Below are 21,449 nucleotides of genomic sequence, written 5' to 3'. Positions count from 1 at the left end.
GGGGCATTGTCGACCTTCCGCCGGGTCACGCCATCTTTTACCGCAATCGACAGTTTTATCAACAAGCGATCAGCTCCGGGGTGTGATCCCGCGCTCTACACACGGTCAGCACGCTCGGAAGGCCCCCGGCAGACGGCGACGGCCCGGCGGATGCGCTTTTTCGCGCGGCCGCCGGGCCGGAGGTCGTTGGAGCCGCGGCTACTCGACGCGGCGGGCGGCGGGCATGCGTCCCGCCTGGAACTGCTCCCACATGTAGCGGCGGCGCGGCTTGCCGCTGGACGTGCGCTGGATCAGCCCCGAGCCGACGATGATGGTGACCTCGACGTCCTCGCCGACCCGGCGGCGCAGCATCTCGCGGACGTCCGGCGCCCACGCGGCGTCGTTCGTCTCGGCGAACAGCGCGAGGCCCTTCTGGCCCGCGCCCGGAACCGCCGTCACGGTGATGCGGCCCTTGCCGAGCCGGGTCACCTCGGCGATGCGCGCTTCGAGGTCCTCGACGTAGACGGACCGTCCGCGCACCTTGATGCTGTCGCCCATCCGGCCGAGGACGAACAGCCGTCCCTCGTGGAAGAAGCCCGCGTCACCGGTGAACACCTTGCCGTCCGCGAAGCGCGTGGATTTGCCCTCCGCGCCCGCGTAGTAGCCCGGGCAGGCGGACGGGCCGCCGACGACGATCTCGCCGAGCAGCCCTTCGGCGAGCTCGTTGCCGTCGTCGTCCACGATCCAGACCGGGACGTCCTCCTCGGGCGTGCCGCAGCCGACGATCCAGCCGGACTTCGCGCCGCGGGACGACTCGCCCAGCTCGTGCTGCTCCAGGATCTCCACCGGCCGCCCGAACGCGAGCGACGCCGGGTCCGGGCGGACGGCCAGCGGCAGCCGCCATGGATGGTCCATCGTGACCAGCAGCGTCGTCTCGGCCATGCCGTAGGCGGGCTTGAACGCCTCGCGCCGGAACCCGAACGGCTCCAGCAGCTCGGCGAAGACCTCCAGCGAGTGCGGGTCGATCGGCTCGGCCCCGATCAGCGCCATCTTCCAGCCGGACAGGTCCAGCCCTTCGAGCTGCTCGGGCTTCACCCGGCGCGCGCAGTAGGCGTAGGCGAACGGCGGCGCGGCGGTGTGCGCGGCGGTCGCGAAGCAGCGGATCCAGCGTGCGGGGTCGCGGATGAAGTGGTCCGGCCGCAGCAGCCTCAGGTCGCCCTGCAGCGAGATCGGGGTCAGGAAGCAGCCGATCAGGCCCATGTCGTGGTACAGCGGCAGCCAGGACGCCACCACGTCGCCGTCCTGGTACCCGGCCGTGCGGGCGATCAGCTCGCAGTTGGCCTCCAGGTTGTCCCAGGTGACCATGACGCCGCGCGGCGCGCCGGACGACCCGGACGTGAACTGGAGGATCGCCAGCTCGCCCGCGGGCTGGACGTCCGCCTCGGTCTCGGCCTGGCGCGGCAGCCACGGCTCGCCGGGCAGGCCCGCGTCCGCCATCGCGCGGGCCGCGAGCGGCGCCAGGTCGGCGGACGCGACGGTCAGCGCCGGCCTGGCCTGCCGCAGGATCGCCGCGACGTGCGCGACGTAGTCGTCGCCGTCCTGGAACAGCGGCGGGGTGACCAGGCAGACCGTCGCCCCGGCCGCCCACACGCCGAAGTAGGTCTCCACGCAGGTGAAATCGGTCGGCAGCACGACGCAGACCACGTCGCCGGGGCGCACGCCCGCCTCGATCAGCGCACCGGCGGTGCGCCGCGCCGCGGACGCCAGCCGGCCGTAGTCGCGGTGGTCCCAGCCGCCGTCGTCGGTGGCCAGGCTGATACCGCGTCCGGTGTTCGGCTTGTCCAGCCAGTCCCGCAGAGCGGATGCCATCGGTGTCCCTTTCAGCGCTTTCTCCCGTCACCCACGTGACTCGTGGGTAACTTCACCAGCGTCCGGGCTTCCGCGTCAACAGGTACCCGCTGGACGTCCTTCGCGTTTGTGAACGAGGTGACAACCTCGGGCGAAAACAACTCACGTCCCGCCGTACCCGCGCGTTCCACCAGGTTGTTACGGTCACGCCACTTCGCCTCCACCGGAACGCCTCTTCCGCCCCGCCCCCCTTCGCGTGCCCTCTTCGGCGCGCGAGATGCCAGGAACGAGAAGCCGTATGCAGAACCGGCGCGCCTTCTGCCGCACCGCCGCCCTGACCGCCGGGGCCACGCTCGGCGGCACCCTGCTGCCCGACCCGTCCGCGTCGGCCTCCGCCGCGACCGCACCGCCGCGGCTGGCCGATGCGAGCGCTTCGGGTACGACGCGTGGACCCGCGCACGTGACGTCCGAGAAGCGCGTCGGCGGACGCGCCGTGGACCTGACCGTGGCGTCCCCCTCCATGCGCCGGTCGCTGAAGGTGCGCCTGCTGCTCCCGCGAGGCTGGTCGCGGACGGCCCGCCGCACCTGGCCCGTCCTGTACGTGTTCCACGGCGGCAACTGCCACTACGACGCCTGGACGCGCAACACCGACATCGCCGAGCTCGCCGACCGGTCCGACGTCATCGTCGTCATGCCCGAGGGCGGGTACGCGGGCGGCTACACGGACTGGTGGAACTACGGCTTCGGCGGCTCGCCCGCATGGGAGACCTTCCACCTGACCGAGCTGCGCGTCCTGCTGGAGACGCGGTACCGCGCGGGGAAGCGGCGCGCGGTGGTCGGGCAGTCCACGGGCGGGTACGGCGCGCTCATCTACTCGGCGCGGCATCCCGGCATGTTCCGTTACGCGGGCGCGTTCAGCCCGTTCGGCTCGACGCTCACACCGGGCGCGCCGGAAGTGCTGATGACGGGCCTCACCGGTCTCGGCCCCTTCACCGACAAGTACGCGATGTGGGGCAATCCGGCCTTCCAGCGTTCGGTGTGGGCCGCGCACGACCCGGTCAGCCAGGCCGCGAGACTCCGCGGCACGCAGCTGCACATCTCGGTCGCCCGCAACGGCCGCCGCGGTCCGCTCGACCCGAAGGACGCGCAGATCGTGGACCCGGCCGAGGCGTTCTGCTGGTACACCACCAAGCCGCTGCTGGCCCGGCTCGAACAGCTGCGGATCCCGGTGACCACCCACCTCTACGAGGCGGGCACCCACAGCTGGGTGTACTGGCAGCGCGAACTGCACCGCTGCTGGCCCACCCTCATGCGCGTCCTCGGCGGCTGAAACCGGCACGGAGCCGGGCGCTCGGCCGAGGACGCATGCGCGGCCCGGACGTCCTCCCCCGAGCGTCCGGGCCGCCCACCACCGACCGAACGCTCAGGCGATGCGGCCCGACGTCCAAGCGCGCGGCCGGTCAAGCGCGCGGGCGCTCAGACGCGCGGCCGGTCAGACGCGCGGGCGGACGCTCAAGCGGTGCTGGTGCGGTTGCCGCGGCGGGCGACGAGCGCGGCGACGGCCCGCCAGCCGAGCAGCACCAGGCCCAGGAACAGCGTCGCGACGATGACGAACGCGACCGCCGTGCCCTGGCCGGAGATCACGCGCAGCAGCATCCCGCCCGCGACGGCGGCGATCCAGACGCCCACCCCGGACGGGACGAGCGCGGCGGGCCGGCGCCAGGCGCGCACGACCAGCCACCCGATGAGCGCGCCCGCGAGGAACGGCCACGCCGTGTTCAGGAACCCGGTGACACTGGCCGCCTCGTCGTGCGAAGACCGTCCGATAGCGACGAACACCAGCACGCACGCGGCGTCCGCGACCGCCGCTCCCGCCACATTCCGCATATCCCCAGGCTAGTGTGCACGTCCCGGCGCCCGGCACCGCCCCCGCGACGGGCCTGGACGCGCGGAAACACGGACGCGCGGAAACACGGACGCGCGGAAACATAGGCCCGTGGAAACGCCGAAAGCCCGATCCTGGTTCGGATCGGGCCTTCGGGCCTGGTAGCGGGGGCAGGATTTGAACCTGCGACCTCTGGGTTATGAGCCCAGCGAGCTACCGAACTGCTCCACCCCGCGGCGATGTCTCAACTCTATGGGGTCCCGGATCCTTAGGCAAACCAGCGGGGGCGGTGAGGGCCGCGGTGAGCCCTTCGACCAGGTCGTGGACGAAGTCGTCGTGCCCGAGGAGCGTGCGTCCGGGACGCGCCGGGTCCGGTTCGCCGTCCGGTCCGACGCGGACGGTGCGGTCGGCGAGGGCGGCGGTCAGGAAGGCGATGAACAGCGCGACGCGTTCGAGCGCGACCGGCTCCGGCAGGACGGCCCGGCAGGCGTCCGCGAGGACGGCGAGCTGCCCCGCGAGGGCCGTGTCCTGGATCAGCGCGGGCAGGGAGTGCTCGCGGACGCCCGAACGCCCCGCGACCTGCGCGACGATCCGCAGGAAGTCGCGGCCTTCGGCGGTGCGGAGCTCGGCGGCCAGGGGTTCCACGACGGCCGCGACGACGCCGCGCGGGTCGGACGGGTCGAGGCCGGGCAGCGCGGCGGCGCGGGCGGGTTCCATCCGGGCGACGCCCGCGCGCAGGATCGCCTCCAGCAGGCCGCGCCGGGACCCGAAGTGGTAGGTGATCGCCGAGTCGTTGCCCTGCCCGGCGAGGGCGACGATGTCGCGGGTGCGGGCGGCGTCGACGCCGCGCTCGGCGAACAGCCGGGCTCCGGCGCGGAGCAGGCGGTCGCGGGTGTCCGTTGCGTCCCTCGGCATGCGGTGATATTAACGGAGAGCGTTAATAACGGGGGTCGTTAAGTCTCCGGAGGTTCGCCGTGACCGACGTCTACGCACCGTTCGACCCCGCGTTCCAGGCCGATCCCTATCCCGCCTACCGGCGGCTGCGCGACGAGGATCCCGTCCACCGGCACGCCGATCCGCCGTTCTGGGCGCTGTCGCGGTTCGAGGACGTCTGGACGGCCGTCCGCGACCACGGGACGTTCTCCTCCGCGAGCGGCCTGACGTTCTACGAGGACGAGATCGGCAAGCTCGGACTCGCCCCGACGATCGTGATGCTGGACCCGCCGCGGCACACCGTCCTGCGGCGGCTGATCAGCCACGGGTTCACGCCGCGCCGGACGGCCGCCATGGAGGACGCGCTGCGCGCCTTCGTCCGCGCGCGCCTCGCCGAGATGCGGCAGCGGGAGGCCGACGGGGAGACCGTCGATCTGCATCGCGACCTCGCCTCGCCGCTCCCGACCTTCGCGCTGGCCGAGCTGCTGGGCGTCCCCGAGGCCGACCGAAAGCGCTTCGATCCGTGGGTCGCGGCGCTGACGACCTTCCAGGACCGGGGCTTCGACGCCGCCGCCATGACCGAGGGGCCCGGCGTCCAGGCCGTGGCGGAGATGTTCGCGTACTTCAGCGGCGTGATCGCCGAGCGGCGGGCCCGGCCCGGGGACGACCTGATCAGCGCGCTCACGGTCGCGGAGGCGGACGGCGAGCGGCTGACCGACTGGGACGTCCTCGGCTTCTGCTTCGTGATGGTCGCGGGCGGCAACGACACGACCGGGAACCTGATCTCGCACGGCGTGACGCTCCTGTCGGAGCGCCCCGGCCAGCGCGCGAAACTCGTCGAGGACCCGTCGCTCATCCCGAACGCCCTGGTCGAGTTCCTGCGGCTGGAGGGCTCGGTGCAGGCGCTCGGGCGGACGACGACGCGTCCGGTCACCGTCCACGGCGTCGAGATCCCCGCCGGGGAGAAGGTGATGATGCTCTACGGCGCGGCCAACCGGGACGAGCGGGAGTTCGGCCCGTCCGCGGACGCCCTGGACGTGACGAGGGAGATCCCGCGCCATCTCGGGTTCGCGAGCGGCGTCCACTTCTGCATCGGGTCGCACCTCGCGAAGCTCCAGGCGCGGGTGGCCCTGGAGGAGCTGCTGGCGGCGCATCCGCACCTGGACGTGGACCGGCCCCGGGCGAAGAGGATCATGTCTCCCTTCACCCGGGGCTGGGTGTCGCTCCCCGTCCACCTCGGCGGTCGGCCCGGGGCGGGGTGACGCACACGGTGCCCCGCGTCCGGGCGGGTGGGCGCCGGACGCGGGACCTCCGGGGGCGGATCAGCCCATGTGCGGGTACCGGTGGTCCGTCGGCGGGACGAACGTCTCCTTGATGGAGCGCGGGGACGTCCAGCGGAGCAGGTTCAGGATCGAACCGGCCTTGTCGTTCGTCCCGGACGCGCGCCCGCCGCCGAACGGCTGCTGGCCCACGACCGCTCCGGTCGGCTTGTCGTTGATGTAGAAGTTGCCGGCGGCGAAGCGCAGCACCTCGGCGGTGCGCGCGGCGGCGGCCCGGTCGTTCGCGATGACCGCGCCGGTCAGCGCGTACGCCGAGACCGACTCCATCTGCGCCAGCATCTCGTCGTACCGGTCGTCGTCGTAGACGTGGACGCCGAGGATCGGGCCGAAGTACTCGGTCCGGAAGATGTCGTTCTCCGGGTCCTCCGACACGAGGACGGTCGGCCGGACGAAGTAGCCCTCCGAGTCGTCGTAGGTGCCGCCCGCGACGACCTCGACCTTCGGGTCCGCGTGCGCCCGGTCGATCGCGGCCTTGTTCTTGGCGAACGCGCGCTCGTCGATGACCGCGCCCATGAAGTGGGACAGGTCGGTGACGTCGCCCATGGTGAGCGAGTCGACCTCGGCGGCCAGCTCCTCGCGGAAGCCGTCCTCCCAGATCGAGCGCGGCACGTAGGCGCGGGACGCGGCGGAGCACTTCTGCCCCTGGTACTCGAACGCGCCGCGCACGAGCGCGGTCTTCAGGACGGCCCTGTCGGCGGACGGGTGCGCGACCACGAAGTCCTTGCCGCCGGTCTCGCCGACGAGCCGCGGGTAGGTGCGGTACTTGTCGATGTTGGCGCCGACCGTCTTCCACAGGTGCTGGAAGGTCGCGGTGGAGCCGGTGAAGTGGATGCCCGCGAGCTCGGGGTGCGCGAGCGCCACCTCGGACACCGCGATCCCGTCGCCGGTGACCAGGTTGATCACGCCCGCCGGCAGCCCGGCCTCCTCCAGCAGCTCCATGGTCTTCACGGCCGCGTAGGTCTGCGTCGGGGACGGCTTCCAGACCACGACGTTGCCCATGAGCGCGGCGGCGGTCGGCAGGTTCGCGGCGATCGCGGTGAAGTTGAACGGGGTGATCGCGTAGACGAACCCCTCCAGCGGCCGGTGGTCGGACCGGTTCCACACGCCCGGCGACGAGATCGGCTGCTCGGCGAGGACCTGCCGCGCGAAGTGCACGTTGAACCGCCAGAAGTCGACCAGCTCGCACGGGCTGTCGATCTCGGCCTGCTGGACGGTCTTGGACTGGCCGAGCATGGTCGCGGCGGCGATCGTCTCCCGCCACGGTCCGGCCAGCAGGTCGGCGGCGCGCAGGAAGATCGCCGCGCGGTCGTCGAAGGACAGCTCGCGCCAGGCCGGGGCGGCCTTCAGCGCGGCCTGGATCGCGTCGCGCGCGTCGTCCTGCGTGGCGGTGCCGAACGTGCCGAGCACGGCGCGCTTCCGGTGCGGCTGGACGACCTGCACCTTCTCGCCCGCGCCGAGCCGCTTCTCGCCGCCGATGGTCATCGGCAGGTCGATCGGCGCCTGCGCCTGGAGCTCGGCCAGCTTCGCCTCCAGGCGGGCCCGCTCGGGGCTGCCGGGCGCGTAGCCGCGGACCGGCTCGTTCACCGGTGCCGGAACGTTGGTCACGGCGTCCATGAGTCCTCCTGCAAGTCGTCGCGGGTTGAGGTCGTCGCGGGTCGGGGTCGTGCCGGTCGAAGCCGGCGCCGGCCGGCGCCGGCGCCGGCCGGCGCCGGTGCCGGTCGGAGTCGGTGCCGGTCGGAGTCGGTGCCGGTCGAAGCCGGTGCCGGTCGGAGTCGGTGCCGGCCGGCGCTGATCGAGTCAGCGGGAGATGAAGGAGCGCAGGAAGAACGCCAGGTTGGCGGGGCGCTCGGCCAGGCGGCGCATGAAGTACCCGTACCAGTCGGAGCCGTACGGAACGTAGACGCGCATCTCCTCGCCGGTCTCGGCGAGCCGGCGCTGCTCCGCGGCGCGGATCCCGTACAGCATCTGGAACTCGTAGCTGCCGGGCTTGCGGCCGTTGCGGTGGGCCAGGTCGAGCGCGATCTCGATGATGCGCGGGTCGTGGCTGCCCACCATCGGGTGCCCCTCGCCCTCCATCAGCGTCTTCAGCGCCCGGACGTAGGCCCGGTCGACGTCCTTCTTCGCCTGGTAGGCGACCGACTCGGGCTCGGCGTAGGCGCCCTTGACCAGGCGGACGCGGGAGCCGGGACCGGTGAGGTCGGCCAGGTCGCCCTCGGTGCGGCGCAGCATCGCCTGGATCGCGACGCCGGTCGCCGGGAAGTCGGCGCGCAGCTCGCGCAGGATGCCGAGGGTGGAGTCGACCGTGGTGTGGTCCTCCATGTCCAGGGTGATCGTCATGCCGAGGCCGTCCGCGGCGGCGGCGACCCGCCGGGCGTTGTCGAGCGCGATCCGCTCGCCGTCGCCGGGCAGCGCCTGGCCGAGCGCGGACAGCTTCAGCGACGCGTCCGCGCCGACGGTGAGGCCCTCGGCGGCGAGCGCCTTGAACAGCTCCAGGTAGGCGTCGCGGGTGGCGTCCGCCTGGCTCCGGTCGGTGGTGTCCTCGCCGAGGTGGTCGAGGGTGACCTTGAGGCCGTCCCCGTTGAGCTCCTGGATGGCGAGGATGGCCGCGCCGAGGTCCTCCCCGGCGACGAAGCGGTCGACGACGCCCCGCGTCAGCGGAACGGAGGTGATGAGACCGCGCATCCGCGCGCTGCGCGCGGCCGCGTTGAGAAGTGGAGCGAGCACGCTGGACCTCCGGTTTCCGACGAGCCGGCATGGCTGGTGCGGGGCCGCCGTCCACCGGACGGCGCGGTCGCCGGCGCCGGGCCCGGCGACACGCCCCCTCACTCCGACGTTAGGCCCGTCTGACCTGCGCGGATATAGTCAACTGTCACGTGCTGGCAGCCGGGTGTTCAGACATTTGTATGAGGGGTGGCGGTGGCCGGATCCGGGGACCTCCAGGAGCTCACCGAGCTGGTCGCCGACCTGCTCGGCGCGCCCGCGACGCTGGAGGACCGCGACTTCCACCTCGTCGCCTACGCGGCGCACGGCGGGGCGATCGACCCGGTCCGGATGGACTCGATCCTGAACCGGCGCGCGACCGACGAGGTCCGCGACCGGTTCGAGCGGTACGGGATCGCGCGGGCGACCGGGCCGGTGCGCATCCCGGCCGACCCGGCGGCGGGCGTCCTCGGACGGCTCTGCCTGCCCGTCCGGTGGCGGTCGGTGACCTACGGCTACCTGTGGCTCCTGGACGACGAGGGCCGCATCGGCGACGACCTGCTCGCCCGCGCCGCGCCGCTCGCCGAGCGCGCCGGGCTGCTCATGGCCCGGCAGTCCCGCGAGCGCGCCGACCTGGGCTGGCAGCTCGCCGACCTGCTGTCCGCGCACGCCGAGGTGCGGGCGTCGGCCGCCGCCGCGCTCGGCGAGGTGCTGGATCCGCCGCTCGTCGTGGCCGTCCTGCGCACCCTCGACGACGAGCCGCAGCCGCTGAACCCCTGGCTGCTGCCCAGATCGGTGCTCACGACGACCTGGGAACGCGATCACGTCCTGGCGATCCCGCTCGACGTCTCGACCACCGAGACGATCGTGGCGCGCGCCCGGCGGCTCCTGGAGGAGCGCGGCTCCGGCCCGGTGGCGGCCGGGCTGTCCGACCCCTGCGCGGACCTGGCGGCCGTCCGCGAAGGCTGGCAACGAGCCCGCGTAGCAGCCCGCGTAGCGAACGGTGGGACGCGGGCGTGGGCGGAGCTGGGCGCGCTGAGGCTGCTGCGGCTCAGCGACGGCGAGTCGCTGGCCCAGACCGTCCTGACGCCGGGGATCTCGCGGTTCCTGGAGCCGAGGCACGCCGACCTCGCCCGGACGGCGCTGGCCTACCTCGACCACGCGGGCAGCGTCCACGCGACGGCCGGGGCGCTGAACATCCACCGGCAGACGCTCTACCACCGGCTGCGGCGCATCGAGGAGGTCACCGGGCTCGTCCTCGCGGACGGCCGCGACCGCCTCACCCTGCACCTGGCGCTCACGCTCGCCCCGCACCTCAACCGCTGACCGGCGCGGCGGCGCGACGGCGCGACGGCGCGACGGCGCGACGGCGCGACGGCGGGGCGGCGGGGCGGAAAAAGAAAAAGGGGCGTGAAATGCCGGAGGCCCGGAGCCATTTATGGCTCCGGGCCTCCGGACCTGGTAGCGGGGGCAGGATTTGAACCTGCGACCTCTGGGTTATGAGCCCAGCGAGCTACCGAACTGCTCCACCCCGCGGCGATGTCTCAACTCTAGGGCATGAACGGTGGTGGACCAAATCGGTTTCCCGGAGTGGCGTCACTTGGAACAGGCGGGAACGTCGCCGCGCCCCGAATTGATCGCGTTCAGCGACTGGATCGCGCCGTGCAGCGTGTCCGCCCGGACGAGCCGCAGGCCCTTCGGGCGGGCGGACAGCGCCTCGGCGCAGTTGTCCTTCGGGGTGAGGAAGATCGTCGCCCCGGCGCGGCGCGCGGCGATCATCTTCTGCTCGATGCCGCCGATCGGGCCGACCTGGCCCTCGGGGGTGATCGTCCCGGTGCCCGCGATGAACTTGCCGCCGGTGAGCGACTGCGGCGTCAGCTTGTCCACGATGGACAGCGAGAACATCAGGCCCGCGCTCGGCCCGCCGATGTCCCCGACGCTGATGTTGATCTTGAAGGGGAACTTGTAGTCCTCCGACAGGACCATGCCGACCACCGGCTTGCCGTCCTGGCCCGCCACGGTCGTCAGCGCCGCCTTGACCGGCTTGTCCGCGCGCAGCACGTCCAAGTCGACCCTGCCGCCGACCCCGGCCTTGTTCATCTCGGCCTTGACCTGCGCGACCGTGCTCGTCTTCACCCCGTTCACCGCGGTGATCTCGTCGTTCGCCGCGAGCTGCGCGGCGGCCGGCCGGCCCTGCTGGACGGAGTTCACCACGACCCGGGTCGGGACCGCGATGCCCAGCTCGTGCAGCGCGGCGGCCTCGGCGTTCTGCTGCGAGTCCTGCATCTGGCGGGTGTTCTCGGCGTCCACCTGCTGCTGCGACTCGTGCTTGGGGAAGATCGTCTCCTCGGGCACGATCGCGGTGTCCGACGACAGCCAGCCGCGCAGCGCGGTGAACAGGTCGATCCGCGCCTCCGGTCCGCCCCGGTAGGTGACGGTGACGAAGTTGAGGTGGCCGTTGTCCGGGTACGTCTGCCTTCCGTCGATCTGGACGAGCGGCACGCCCTTCCCGTTGTCGCCCAGCGTGTTGGTGGTGGGGCCGGGCATGAGCGCGACGTACGGCACCGGCATGACGGCTCCGACGACCGCGAGCACCAGGACGAGCGCGCTCGCGACGGCGAGCGTGACGGCACGACGAGACATGCCGGAAAGCCTAGGCCACGCGGGGACTCAGCAGGCGCCGACCCACTCGTCCCCGCCGTCGGCGAACGCCTGGTGCTTCCAGATCGGCACCTCGGCCTTGAGGTCGTCGATCAGGCGGCGGCACGCCTCGAACGCCTCCGCGCGGTGCGGGCAGGACGCGGCCACCACCACGGCCAGGTCGCCGATCGCGAGGTCGCCGACCCGGTGCACGGCCGCGATCGCGCGGACCGGGAAGTCCGCCGCGACCTTCTCCATGACCCGGCGCAGCTCGCGCTCGACGGTCGGGTGCGCGCTGTAGGACAGGGCGCTGACCTCGCGCGCGTGGTCGTGGTCGCGGACCGTCCCGACGAACACGGCCGTGCCGCCGGCCGCCCTGTCCTGGACGGCGGCGAACACCTCGTCCACCGACAGCGGCGTCCCGCGCACCTCGCACAGCCGCACGACGTCGAGGCTCTCCGGTCCGGAGCCCTCTGGGGAGTGGGTGACCTCGCTCACCCGACGCAGCCTACTCGACCACCCTCTCCCCCTCCCGCCCCCACGCCCGGACGCCGAGACGCACACGGGCGCACCGGGCGGGCGGGTCAGGTGTCGTGGGCGGGGAGGTCGGGCTCCAGGGTGGCGGCGAGGGCGTCGGCGAGCGCGGGCACGAGGTCGGGGCCGACGAGCACCTCGTCGTCCAGGTCGTGGCGGCGCAGGCGCAGCGCGGAGTGGCGCTCGCCGTCGCGCAGGACGCCGACGATCATGCGGACGTCCTCGCGGGCCGGGTGGTCGGCGGCGAAGGCGGCGGCCTCCTCCGGGTCGGCCGGGATCTCCTCCTCGGCCTCCGGCGGGAGCACGACGCGCTCGATGACCAGGGCGCAGCCCGCGACCGCGTCCGGCCAGGCGATGGTCGCCAGGGCGTCCTCGACGGACGCCTGCCGCGGCAGCTCCGGCTGCTCCAGCGCGGCGAGCGTGTCGCCGTCCCCCGGATCCTCGGCGAGGCCCAGCTCGGCCGCGAGCTCGGGCTCGGCGGTGCGGATCTCACTGCCGTAGACCAGCGCGTACAGCCTGGGCGCGGCGTCCCACCCCTGCTCGGCGGCGTGGCGTTCCAGGTCCAGGACGACTTCTTCGAGATGGCTCACATGACCATCTTCCCGCGTCCGCGCGCGTGCGGGGACGCGGGACCTGCCGGCACCGCGGCGCGGGAACCGCCTGCCACGGAGTTATCCACAATCGGGCGCGGACGTGCGGGAACCGGCGGCCCACTCGATAGGTTTCTAGGACAGCACCGGCGGGGGATGCCGGTGGGGGCGCGACCTGAACGGAGGGGCCCGTTGACCTTCCGGACTCCCGGTATCCGACGCCGGCTCGGCGGCGGCCGGTCCCGGCTGCTGCTGCCGGCCCTGGTGACGCTGGCGGTCCTGGTGATCGCCTTCATGACCGTCACCTCGGTGTGGACGAACCTGCTGTGGTACCGGTCGGCCGGGCTCTCCTCGGTGTACACCACGCAGCTGTGGGCGCGCGTGACGCTGTTCTTCGGCGGCGGCCTGCTGATGGCGCTGGTCGTGGGGGTGAACATGGCGGTCGCGCACCGGCTGCGCCCGGCCTACCGGCCGCTGTCGGTCGAGCAGCAGGGCCTGGAGCGGTACCGGGTGCTCATCGACCCGCGCCGCCGGATCATCGCGGCCGTGACGCTGCTGCTGCTCGGCGTGCTCACCGGCGCGTCCGTGGCGGGCCGGTGGCAGACCTGGCTGGCCTTCCTGAACCGGACGAGCTTCGGCGTGAAGGATCCGCAGTTCCACAAGGACGTGTCCTTCTACGTCTTCACCTACCCGTTCCTGCGGCTGGTGCTGGGCGTGGTGTTCGCGACCGTGGTCCTGTCGGTGCTGGCCGCCGTGATGGTGCACTACCTGTACGGCGGGCTGCGGTTGCAGGGCCCCGGTGACAAGGTCAGCCCGGCGGCGCGCGCGCACCTGTCGGTGCTGATCGGCCTGTTCGTGCTGCTGAAGGCGTTCGCCTACTGGTTCGACCGGTACGGCCTGGTGCATTCGGAGCGCGGCGTCCGCACGGGGGCGTCCTATACGGACGTGAACGCGCTGCTGCCCGCCAAGACGATCCTCGCCGTCATCGCGATCGTGTGCGCGCTGCTGTTCTTCTCCAACCTGCTGCGGCGCGGCATGGCGCTGCCCGGCGTCGGGCTGATCCTGCTGGTGCTCTCGGCGGTGCTGATCGGCGGCCTGTACCCGCTGCTCATCCAGCGCTTCCAGGTCAAGCCGGACGAGCAGAACAAGGAACGCCGCTTCATCCAGCGCAACATCGACGCGACGCGGACCGCCTACGGCGTCGACGGCGTCACGCTCGAACCGTACGGCGGGCATCCGGAGACCGACCAGAGCAAGCTCGCCGCCGACGCGCAGGCCCTGTCCGGCGTCCGGCTGCTCGACCCCGCCGTGGTCAGCCCGACCTACCAGCAGCTCCAGCAGAACCGCGAGTTCTACCGCTTCCCCGACACCCTCGACGTCGACCGCTACCAGGTCAAGGGCCGCCTGGAGGACTCCGTCGTCGCCGTCCGGGAGCTGTCCGGCCCGCCGAAGGGCCAGAACAGCTGGGTGAAGGACCGGCTGATCTACACCCACGGCTACGGGTTCGTCCGGGCGCCCGGCGAGCGCCTCACCCCGGACGGCACCCCCGACTTCCAGCAGAAGGACATCCCCCAGAAGGACGTCTCGGGCCCGCCGGTCAGCACCCCGCAGATCTACTTCGGCGAGCGCACGACCGACTACTCCATCGTCGGCGGACGCGGGCAGAAGGAGTTCGACCACCCCGACCCGTCCGACAGCTCGCAGCAGGTCAACAGCACCTACCAGGGGCGCGGCGGCGTCCGCATCGACTCGCCGCTGAACCGGCTGCTGTTCGCCGCCAAGTTCCAGGACTGGAACCTGCTGCTGTCCGGCGCGATCAAGAAGGACGCCCGGATCCTCTACCACCGCACCCCGCGCGAGATCGTGCACCGCGCCGCCCCCTGGCTCACCCTGGACGGCAACCCCTACCCGGTGGCGGTCGGCGGCCGCATCCAGTGGGTGCTGGACGGCTACACCACCTCCAACGGCTACCCGTACTCGCAGACCCTCGGCCTCCAGGACGCCACCCGCGACACCATCACCGACACCCGCTCGGCCGTCGCCCGGCAGGCCGACCACAAGATCAACTACCTGCGGAACTCGGTGAAGGCCACCGTGGACGCCTACGACGGCACCGTCCACCTCTACCTCTGGGACGAGAAGGACCCCATCGCCCGGACCTGGATGAAGGTCTTCCCCGGCACCGTCGAGCCGAAGTCGAAGATCCCGCCGGGGCTGCTGGAGCACCTGCGCTACCCGGAGGACCTGTTCAAGGTCCAGCGCCGCATCCTGGCCCAGTACCACGTCACCCAGGCCGACGCCTTCTACGGCGGCCAGGGCTTCTGGGACGTCCCGGAGGACCCGTCCCCCGCCAACAAGGGCAAGACCCAGCCCCCGTACTACCTGAGCCTCCGCATGCCCCAGCAGCCCGGCACCCAGCAAGAGGGGACGGCGAGCGGGCAGGGGGCGAGCGATCAGTTCGGGCCGCCGCGCTTCTCGCTGACCTCGGTGTACACCCCGCGCGGGCAGCGCTACCTGTCGGCGTTCCTGACCGCCGACTCCACGCCCGGTGACGCCGGTTACGGCAAGCTGCGGCTGCTGGAGATGCCGACCGCCGACCAGCCGAGCCAGCCGCGGCCGCAGGGGCCGGGCCAGGTGCAGCAGGCGTTCGAGAATTACACGCCCATCCGGAACCTGCTGTTCCCGAACCGCAACAGCGGCACCGAGACCAAGCTGGGCAACCTGCTGACGCTCCCGTTCGCGGGCGGCCTGCTCAACATCGAGCCGATCTACTCGCAGACGACGCAGAGCAACCAGTCGCCGTACCCCACCCTGCTGGCCGTCCTGGTGAAGTACGGCGACGTGAGCCTGGCGATCCGGTCCGAGGTTCCCAAGGACGTGGACCTCCTCCAGTCCGCGCTGAGCGGCCTGTTCGGCCGCGGCGCCGGCACCGGCCAGTCCCCCGGCACCCCGCCGAGCCAGCCGAGCCAGCCGGGCCAGCCGGGCGGCGCCAAGCTCTCACCCGAGGCGCAGAAGGCGATCAGCGAGCTCTCCAAGGCCATCGACGACTTCGACAAGGCCCAGAAGGCGGGCGACTACAAGGGCATGGGCGACGCCTGGAACCGTATGCTCCAGGCGCGCAAGGCCCTGACCGAGGCCATCCAGAAGCCGGCCAAGTAGGGGTTCGGGTCAGTGGCCGGCTGAGGGCCGGGCGTCGCAGAGGGCGGTCTGGAGGGCGGCCTTCATGTCGCCGGACTGGTTCTGCAGGCGGCCCGGGTCCAGGTCGGCCATGACGGTCGCCGTCCGGCCGTCCGTGGTCGCGCCGCCCATGGTCTGGAAGCCGAAGATGTCACCGGAGTGCCCCCAGTAGATGCCGCCGCAGGGCAGCGTCCTGCTCTCCAGGCCGAGCCCGTAGGCGCGGCCGTCGCCGCCGCCGGTGTCGCGCGTCTTCATCATCTGCCGCAGCTCCGCCGGGCGCAGCAGTTTGCCGCGCACCAGCGCGCCCAGGAACCGGTCGAGGTCCCGGGCGCTGGAGACGATCTCGCCCGCGGCGCCGGCGATCGAGGGGTTGAAGGACGTGATGTCCACGATCGGCGCGTCGTTGTCCGGACGGACGTAGCCGCGCGGGTGCGGGCCCGCGATCTCGGTGGCGTCGCCCGGCACGCTGGTGTCCTTCAGCCGGAGCGGCCGGATGACGCGGCGCTCGATCTCGGACGCGTAGGAGTGCCCGGTCACCCGCTCGATGATCATGCCGACGACGAGGTAGCCGGTGTTGGAGTAGCCCCAGTCCTCACCCGGCTTGAAGGTCCGCGGCTGGGTGAGCGCGAGTTTCAGCAGGTCGCTGGCGTCGTAGTGGGCCAGCGGGTGCGCGATGGCCTCATCTGGGTCGAGGAGGGCGACGTAGTCGGGCAGCCCGCTGGTGTGCTGGAGCACCTGCCGGACGGTGATCTCCCGCCCGTCGTTGTCGTTCCCCCGGATGACGCCGGGCAGGTAGCGCTCCACCGGCGCGTCCAGGGCGACGCGGTGCTCGCCCACGAGCTGGAGCAGGACGGTCGCCGTGAACATCTTGGTCATGCTGCCGATCCGGAACCGCGAGTCGCCGCGCACCGGCGCGCCGGTCCGGACGTCCGCGACGCCGCTGGTCAGGACCGTCCGGCCGCGCTTGTTCCGGACCTCCAGCAACGCTCCGGGGACGCCGTCCACCGTCGTCACCCGCTGCAGCAGCTCCCGCAGCCGCGCGTCGTCCGTCACCGCCCCCGACGAGCCCGAGCCGGAGCCAGAGCCGGAACCGAGACCGGAACCCGAACCCGAGCCGGTCGCGGGCTGGGCCGTCGCGGGCCGCTCCGTGGCGGCCAGCGCCGCCGGGGTCTTCCCGGTGAGTCCGCCCGCCAGAGCGCCCGTCGCCACCGCGGCCGTCACGGTCAGAGTCAGCGCCGTCGTCAAAGTCTTCATTGTTCGCTCCCGAAGATCACGATGCCTGAACGCTAGGGACCGTGCGGTCGGGCGCGCGTCACCCGCCGGAGCCAACCCCCGGGTCGCCCCGGAGGGGTAGGGGAGGCCGTTCGGGACACCGGGGCCGAGGGGGCGCCATCCTCCTAGCCGGATGGGGAGATTGGGGCCTGATTTAACGACTCGTCCGCAAGTGGTCAATCACTATTGGTGACGACGAGCGGAGCCCTAAGTTGGGCCGCCGGCACACCCGATCATCGAAGGGGCGAGATGAAGCGGATCACCAAGCTGGCCGCGGGCGCGTTCACCGGAGCGGCCGTCGTGCTGGCTCCCCTGGCGCTGACCGGCACGGCGAACGCCGAGACGGGGACGGTCATCACCCTGGAGCCCACCGGCGCGCAGCGGGCGGCGGCGGCCAAGGTCATCCACTGCACGATCGTGGCGCACAACCCGCACTACTCCCACCACGCGGACGCCAAGAACCGCAGCATGGTCAACGTGGTCGGCACGGTGAAGTGCGACCACAAGGTCGCGCGGATCAGCATCCGGGTCGGCCTCTACAAGAACGGCCACCTGTACAAGCAGAGCGGTGTGAAGAGCAACACGGGCAAGTCGTCCATCAGCCAGAACGCGGCCCGCCGCTGCGTGAAGCGGCAGAAGTACACCGGTGTGGCGGTCGCGTCCGTCGTGGCGCCTCCCGGCTACACCCCGCCCACGGCCAGCGGCCGGAGCGTCAGCAAGACCGTCTACATCTCCGCCTGCAAGAAGGGCGGCTGACCGACGTCCGGAGGCCCGTCTCCCGCCGGGGACGGGCCTCCGGCCTGTCCCGCGACTTCTACGCCACGGGGTCATTCACGCCACGGGGTCATTCACGCCACGAGGTCACGCCACGAGGTCACGCCACGGGGTCACGCCACGGGGTCGTCGGCAGTAACGGAGAGCGCCTCGAATCGGTCATCGGTCAGCAGCGCCTCCGCGAGCGCGGCCGAACCGCCCACGTACGTGGATTCCAGGTCGATCTCGGTCGCCACGCACCAGCCGCGGTCGGCGGGCCAGAAGAGGTTCGGCGACTGGGGGAAGAAGAACCCGTCCCCGCGCTGCCCGAACTCGTCCGCCGCGTCCACCGGTCCCTCGTAGAGCAGGTAGTCGCGGTGGGGCAGCCGCACGCGCGGCGCCGAGGCGAACGTGCCGTCCGGAATCCAGCCCCAGCCGTCCCAGAGGCAGAACCAGCAGGCGTCCGGCGTGCGGGTGTGCGCGCGCAGCACGGACGCCAGCGCCGGAAGCCGCGACGCCGGGAACTCCCCCGCGCGCGGCCCCTCGTCCCAGAGCCGCCCGGACGCCCCCTTGGCCAGTTCATCGAAGCGCGTCCGGGCGTCCACGCGCGTTCCGGCCTCGCGCGCGACGTCCTCCCACCGCACCGGCTCCTCCGAAGGCGACGAAGCCGGATGCAGGATCCGGACATAACCCTCGAAGACCGGCGGCATGAGCCCGCGGACGCCGCTTCCGAACTCGCCGATGCCGTCCACGACCCACGACGAGGCGTCCGAGACGCCCGCCGCGTCCACGATCAAGCGCACCCGACCCTCAGGAGATCCCATGCGGCCATTGTCGCCGCCCCCGCAGCCCCGGGTCAGGTGAACGCGGGTCAGACGCGACGGCGGCGGCGGGCCCGGCGGATGGCTGCGGCGGCGCCGATCGCGGCGACGGTCGCGCCTGCGGCGGTGGCCATCGTGGCCTCCTTGCCGCCCACGCGGCGTCCGACGACGGCGTGGCGTCCGGCGGTCTCCTCCATCAGGACGAGCAGGGCGGTGGCGTTGTCGTAGGCGGGCTTCCAGCCGGCGGCGCGCAGCCGGGCGGCGTCCACGACCCAGGGGAAGGCGACGTAGTGCAGGTCGGTGGCGGGCGCCGGGGTCATGCCGAGGCGGTGCAGGCGCTGCGCCATCCCGAAGGTGACCGCGGCGGGCAGCTCGAAGCCGCGCTTGCCGGTGATCTCCGCGACCTCCGCCATGCCGAGCCAGCCGTCGCAGCCGACCGCGACCGGACCCGGCAGGTTCTCGACCACGACCGTCTCCAGCGCGGACGCCAGGTCCTCGACGTGGCAGAACTGCCAGGCGGGCTCGCTGCCCTTCACCGTGAGCAGGCGCGGGGCCTCGAAGTGGCGCGTCACGACCGTGTCCACCCCCGGCCCGACGAGCGCGGCCGGACGGACGACCGTGACCTCCAGCCCCGGATGGGTCGCCCCGGCGGACGCCGCCAGGTCCTCGATCTCCAGGTAGTCGCCGGCGATGGAGGTGTTGGCCTCGGCGAGCAGCGGCGCGTCCTCGTTCAGCGGGACCTCGTTGTCCGCGGTCGCGCCGTAGACCATGGCGCTCGTCACCAGGACGACACGCCGGACGCGCGCCGCCGCGGCGGCCGTCACGACCGTCTGCGCGCCGCGGACGTTGTGCGTGCGGCGCTCCCTCGGGTCCATGTCGGGCGAGCGCTCGATGTCGAGGTTGACGACCACGTCGACGTCCGAGAGCCGGTTGGACAGCAGCGGGTCACGGATGTCCACGACCCGCCAGGTCACCCCGGGCACGTCGCCGCGGTGGCCGTCCACGGCCACGACCTTGCGGATCTCCTCGCGCTCGGCGAGCCGGGCGGCCAGCAGCCGCCCCGGACCGGACGCCGCGCCGGTGACGGCGACGACCGGGCCCTTGCTACGCCGAGGGCGAACCTTGCCCGTTGCCACGGGAGCTCCCCCTTCTCTGTGTACGCGACCTCGCCGGGACCGGCTAACGTTGCGGATATGAGCCCATCATGCATGCCAGGGGCAAACCGATGAATGACACTCCGTTCGGCTTCAACCGTCCGGGCGACGGTGACGACGACAAGCCCCAGGACCCGTTCGGCGGCATGGGCGGCGGCATGGGCGACATGCGGCAGTTCGCGGACATGCTGCACCGCTTCGCCGACATGATCGGCACCCAGGGCGCGCCCGGATCCGGGAGCGACGGCCCGCTGAACTGGGACCTGGCCAGGAACATCGCCCGGCACTCCGTGGTCGAGGACGGCGGCGACCCGTCCGTCCTGGACGCCGAGCGCGGCAAGGTCGTGGAGGCCCTCCGCCTCGCCGACCTGTGGCTCGACGAGGGCACCACGCTGCCCGCCGGGATCCGCTCCCCGCAGGCGTGGAGCCGGTCCGAGTGGATCGAGGGCACCCTCCCGGTCTGGGAGCAGGTCTGCGACCCGATCGCCTCCCGCATGGTCGAGGCGATGGGCGGCGCGCTCGGCGGCGGCCTCGGCGAGGACGTCCCGGCCGAGATGCAGGCGATGGCCGGGCCGCTGATCGGCATGGTCCGGCAGATGGCCGGGGCCATGGTCGGCGGCCAGACCGGGCAGGCGCTCGGCGCGCTCGCCAAGGAGGTCACCTCCTCCAGCGACGTCGGCCTGCCGCTCGCGCCCGCCGGGGTCGGCGCGCTGCTGCCCGCCGGGGTCGCGGCGTTCGGCGACGGCCTGGAGGTCTCGGGCGACGAGGTCCGGCTGTACCTGGCGCTGCGCGAGGCCGCGCACCAGCGGCTGTTCGCGCACGTCCCCTGGCTGCGCGCGCACCTGCTCGGCGCGGTCGAGGACTACGCGCGCGGCATCACCGTCGACCTGTCGGGCATCGAGCAGGCCGTCACCGGGCTGGACCTGTCCAACCCCGAGGCGCTGCAGGAGGCCCTCGGCGACGGGATCTCCCTGACCCCCGCCGAGACCCCGCAGCAGAAGGCCGCGCTCGCCCGGCTGGAGACCACGCTCGCGCTGGTCGAGGGCTGGGTCGACACGGTCGTCAACCGGGTCGCGGAGGGACGGCTGCCCGAGGCGGTCAAGCTCGCCGAGGCCGTCCGGCGGCGGCGCGCGACCGGCGGTCCCGCCGAGCGCACCTTCGCCACGCTGGTCGGCCTGGAGCTGCGGCCCCGGCGGCTGCGCGAGGCGGGCGCGCTGTGGCGCGCGCTCACCGACGCCCGCGGGGTGGACGGCCGGGACGCGGTCTGGGAGCACCCCGACCTGCTGCCCACCGCCGACGATCTCGCCGACCCGGACGCCTTCGTCCACGGCGACCCGGACAATCCGGGCCTGTCGGACGCCGACCTGTCCGCCCTCACGGCGGAGCGCCCGTCGGACGAGGCGCAGATCTCCGAGCAGCCCGCGAAACCCGGCGAGGCCGAAAAGCCCGACGAGACCGCGAAACCGGACGAGACCGCGAAGCCGGACGAGACCGCGAAACCGGACGAGACCGTGAAACCCGTCGAGGCCGCCAAGCCGGACGAGGCCGTGAAACCCGACGACGCCGAGCCGGACGACGGCGAGGACGGGGGCAAGGGCCGGGGCGAAGCGGAGCCGGGCGCATGAGCACGTCGCGTCCCGCCTCCCATGTCCACGGCTGCGCGCTCAGCCCGTCCCGTCCGGCGCTGATGCGCCGCCGCGCGTCCCGCACGGCGCTGTGCTGGCAGCGTCCGAGCGACCAGGAGCGCCGCCGCCACCAGCGCGCGGGTTCCCGCTACCCCCGCGTGGGACGCGTGTGACCGCTCCCCCGCCTCCCGGACCGGA

Annotated in this window: 18 protein-coding genes and 2 tRNA genes; 7 read left to right on the top strand and 13 right to left on the bottom strand. The window is 72.7% G+C overall.

Translation table 11 applies throughout. From position 1 onward, the window contains the following. Positions 1-198 precede the first annotated feature (198 nt). Entirely contained in the window at positions 199-1,848 is a 1,650-nt protein-coding gene (locus tag ACFPCY_RS01000) for an AMP-binding protein (RefSeq protein ID WP_378251618.1), read from the bottom strand. Between the two features lie 277 nt (positions 1,849-2,125). Between ACFPCY_RS01000 and ACFPCY_RS00995 the strand changes: the two genes are divergently transcribed. Next, on the top strand, positions 2,126-3,157 hold the full coding sequence (locus ACFPCY_RS00995) for an alpha/beta hydrolase (protein ID WP_378251617.1): 1,032 nt from the start codon (positions 2,126-2,128) through the stop codon (positions 3,155-3,157). 182 nt (positions 3,158-3,339) lie between these two features. Here the strand turns inward: ACFPCY_RS00995 and ACFPCY_RS00990 are convergent, their stop codons facing one another. The 3 genes from ACFPCY_RS00990 to ACFPCY_RS00980 form a co-directional block, all read right to left on the bottom strand. Next, positions 3,340-3,714: a DUF3054 domain-containing protein gene (locus ACFPCY_RS00990; RefSeq protein ID WP_378251616.1), complete on the bottom strand. Its 375-nt coding sequence runs from the start codon at positions 3,712-3,714 to the stop codon at positions 3,340-3,342. Between the two features lie 157 nt (positions 3,715-3,871). Further along, positions 3,872-3,948 (bottom strand) — tRNA-Met (locus ACFPCY_RS00985). Further along, complete coding sequence (locus ACFPCY_RS00980) at positions 3,926-4,627, bottom strand: TetR/AcrR family transcriptional regulator (protein ID WP_378251615.1); 702 nt, start codon at positions 4,625-4,627, stop codon at positions 3,926-3,928. Before ACFPCY_RS00980 ends, ACFPCY_RS00985 begins: the two co-directional genes overlap by 23 nt. A gap of 59 nt (positions 4,628-4,686) precedes the next feature. Between ACFPCY_RS00980 and ACFPCY_RS00975 the strand changes: the two genes are divergently transcribed. Then, positions 4,687-5,907: a cytochrome P450 gene (locus ACFPCY_RS00975; protein ID WP_378251614.1), complete on the top strand. Its 1,221-nt coding sequence runs from the start codon at positions 4,687-4,689 to the stop codon at positions 5,905-5,907. 60 nt (positions 5,908-5,967) lie between these two features. Here the strand turns inward: ACFPCY_RS00975 and pruA are convergent, their stop codons facing one another. Continuing rightward, the gene (pruA, locus tag ACFPCY_RS00970) at positions 5,968-7,599 is read right to left on the bottom strand and encodes an L-glutamate gamma-semialdehyde dehydrogenase (protein ID WP_378251613.1); all 1,632 of its coding nucleotides are present in this window, start codon (positions 7,597-7,599) and stop codon (positions 5,968-5,970) included. A 183-nt stretch (positions 7,600-7,782) separates the two neighbouring features. Further along, a complete protein-coding gene (locus ACFPCY_RS00965) occupies positions 7,783-8,709 on the bottom strand; it encodes a proline dehydrogenase family protein (RefSeq protein ID WP_378251612.1) in 927 nt (308 codons plus the stop codon). 192 nt (positions 8,710-8,901) lie between these two features. Between ACFPCY_RS00965 and ACFPCY_RS00960 the strand changes: the two genes are divergently transcribed. Further along, entirely contained in the window at positions 8,902-10,011 is a 1,110-nt protein-coding gene (locus ACFPCY_RS00960) for a PucR family transcriptional regulator (RefSeq protein ID WP_378251611.1), read from the top strand. A gap of 133 nt (positions 10,012-10,144) precedes the next feature. On the opposite strand, the gene ACFPCY_RS00955 is transcribed toward ACFPCY_RS00960, so the two are convergent. The 4 genes from ACFPCY_RS00955 to ACFPCY_RS00940 all read right to left on the bottom strand — a co-directional run bounded on the left by ACFPCY_RS00955 (position 10,145) and on the right by ACFPCY_RS00940 (position 12,449). Then, positions 10,145-10,221, bottom strand: a tRNA-Met gene (locus tag ACFPCY_RS00955). A 60-nt stretch (positions 10,222-10,281) separates the two neighbouring features. Next, complete coding sequence (locus tag ACFPCY_RS00950) at positions 10,282-11,328, bottom strand: YlbL family protein (protein WP_378251610.1); 1,047 nt, start codon at positions 11,326-11,328, stop codon at positions 10,282-10,284. Positions 11,329-11,355: 27 nt separating this feature from the next. Next, positions 11,356-11,823, bottom strand: a complete 468-nt coding sequence (locus tag ACFPCY_RS00945; protein WP_378251609.1) for a molybdenum cofactor biosynthesis protein MoaE — start codon at positions 11,821-11,823, stop codon at positions 11,356-11,358. Positions 11,824-11,909: 86 nt separating this feature from the next. After that, positions 11,910-12,449 (bottom strand): PPA1309 family protein, encoded by a 540-nt coding sequence (locus tag ACFPCY_RS00940; protein ID WP_378251608.1) that lies wholly within the window; start codon positions 12,447-12,449, stop codon positions 11,910-11,912. Between the two features lie 192 nt (positions 12,450-12,641). Here ACFPCY_RS00940 and ACFPCY_RS00935 point away from each other — a divergent pair, with 192 nt between their 5' ends. Next, the gene (locus ACFPCY_RS00935) at positions 12,642-15,608 is read left to right on the top strand and encodes a UPF0182 family membrane protein (protein WP_378251607.1); all 2,967 of its coding nucleotides are present in this window, start codon (positions 12,642-12,644) and stop codon (positions 15,606-15,608) included. A gap of 9 nt (positions 15,609-15,617) precedes the next feature. On the opposite strand, the gene ACFPCY_RS00930 is transcribed toward ACFPCY_RS00935, so the two are convergent. Then, on the bottom strand, positions 15,618-16,880 hold the full coding sequence (locus ACFPCY_RS00930) for a serine hydrolase domain-containing protein (protein WP_378251606.1): 1,263 nt from the start codon (positions 16,878-16,880) through the stop codon (positions 15,618-15,620). 267 nt (positions 16,881-17,147) lie between these two features. On the opposite strand from ACFPCY_RS00930, the gene ACFPCY_RS00925 reads away from it, so the two are divergent. Beyond that, positions 17,148-17,654, top strand: a complete 507-nt coding sequence (locus tag ACFPCY_RS00925; RefSeq protein ID WP_378251605.1) for a hypothetical protein — start codon at positions 17,148-17,150, stop codon at positions 17,652-17,654. Between the two features lie 131 nt (positions 17,655-17,785). Here ACFPCY_RS00925 and ACFPCY_RS00920 read toward each other — a convergent pair whose 3' ends face one another. Together ACFPCY_RS00920 and ACFPCY_RS00915 are read right to left on the bottom strand one after the other, a co-directional pair. Beyond that, positions 17,786-18,475 carry a hypothetical protein gene (locus ACFPCY_RS00920; RefSeq protein ID WP_378251604.1) on the bottom strand — a complete coding sequence of 230 codons (690 nt, stop codon included), beginning with the start codon at positions 18,473-18,475 and terminating at the stop codon, positions 17,786-17,788. Positions 18,476-18,522: 47 nt separating this feature from the next. Next, a complete protein-coding gene (locus tag ACFPCY_RS00915; RefSeq protein ID WP_378251603.1) occupies positions 18,523-19,608 on the bottom strand; it encodes an NAD-dependent epimerase/dehydratase family protein in 1,086 nt (361 codons plus the stop codon). An 89-nt stretch (positions 19,609-19,697) separates the two neighbouring features. On the opposite strand from ACFPCY_RS00915, the gene ACFPCY_RS00910 reads away from it, so the two are divergent. Together ACFPCY_RS00910 and ACFPCY_RS00905 are read left to right on the top strand one after the other, a co-directional pair. Then, positions 19,698-21,251, top strand: coding sequence for a zinc-dependent metalloprotease (locus ACFPCY_RS00910; RefSeq protein ID WP_378251602.1), 1,554 nt, complete (start codon positions 19,698-19,700; stop codon positions 21,249-21,251). Next, positions 21,248-21,424: a hypothetical protein gene (locus tag ACFPCY_RS00905; RefSeq protein WP_378251601.1), complete on the top strand. Its 177-nt coding sequence runs from the start codon at positions 21,248-21,250 to the stop codon at positions 21,422-21,424. The genes ACFPCY_RS00910 and ACFPCY_RS00905 overlap by 4 nt, the downstream gene beginning before the upstream one ends. The last annotated feature ends 25 nt before the right edge of the window (positions 21,425-21,449 follow it).

This window comes from Actinomadura gamaensis (assembly GCF_042652125.1).
Classification (GTDB): domain Bacteria; phylum Actinomycetota; class Actinomycetes; order Streptosporangiales; family Streptosporangiaceae; genus Spirillospora; species Spirillospora gamaensis.
The sequence above is the reverse complement of the archived record's forward strand: the minus strand, read 5'-3'. Positions and strand labels throughout refer to the sequence as shown.

What these genes read in the sequence shown, in the direction of transcription:
- ACFPCY_RS00920 (WP_378251604.1), bottom strand. Translation starts at nt 18,475, where the DNA reads ATGGGATCTCCTGAGGGTCGGGTGCGCTTGATCGTGGACGCGGCGGGC.
- pruA (WP_378251613.1), bottom strand. Translation starts at nt 7,599, where the DNA reads ATGGACGCCGTGACCAACGTTCCGGCACCGGTGAACGAGCCGGTCCGC.
- ACFPCY_RS00980 (WP_378251615.1), bottom strand. Translation starts at nt 4,627, where the DNA reads ATGCCGAGGGACGCAACGGACACCCGCGACCGCCTGCTCCGCGCCGGA.
- ACFPCY_RS01000 (WP_378251618.1), bottom strand. Translation starts at nt 1,848, where the DNA reads ATGGCATCCGCTCTGCGGGACTGGCTGGACAAGCCGAACACCGGACGC.
- ACFPCY_RS00990 (WP_378251616.1), bottom strand. Translation starts at nt 3,714, where the DNA reads ATGCGGAATGTGGCGGGAGCGGCGGTCGCGGACGCCGCGTGCGTGCTG.
- ACFPCY_RS00930 (WP_378251606.1), bottom strand. Translation starts at nt 16,880, where the DNA reads ATGAAGACTTTGACGACGGCGCTGACTCTGACCGTGACGGCCGCGGTG.
- ACFPCY_RS00910 (WP_378251602.1), top strand. Translation starts at nt 19,698, where the DNA reads ATGAATGACACTCCGTTCGGCTTCAACCGTCCGGGCGACGGTGACGAC.
- ACFPCY_RS00995 (WP_378251617.1), top strand. Translation starts at nt 2,126, where the DNA reads ATGCAGAACCGGCGCGCCTTCTGCCGCACCGCCGCCCTGACCGCCGGG.
- ACFPCY_RS00925 (WP_378251605.1), top strand. Translation starts at nt 17,148, where the DNA reads ATGAAGCGGATCACCAAGCTGGCCGCGGGCGCGTTCACCGGAGCGGCC.
- ACFPCY_RS00905 (WP_378251601.1), top strand. Translation starts at nt 21,248, where the DNA reads ATGAGCACGTCGCGTCCCGCCTCCCATGTCCACGGCTGCGCGCTCAGC.
- ACFPCY_RS00950 (WP_378251610.1), bottom strand. Translation starts at nt 11,328, where the DNA reads ATGTCTCGTCGTGCCGTCACGCTCGCCGTCGCGAGCGCGCTCGTCCTG.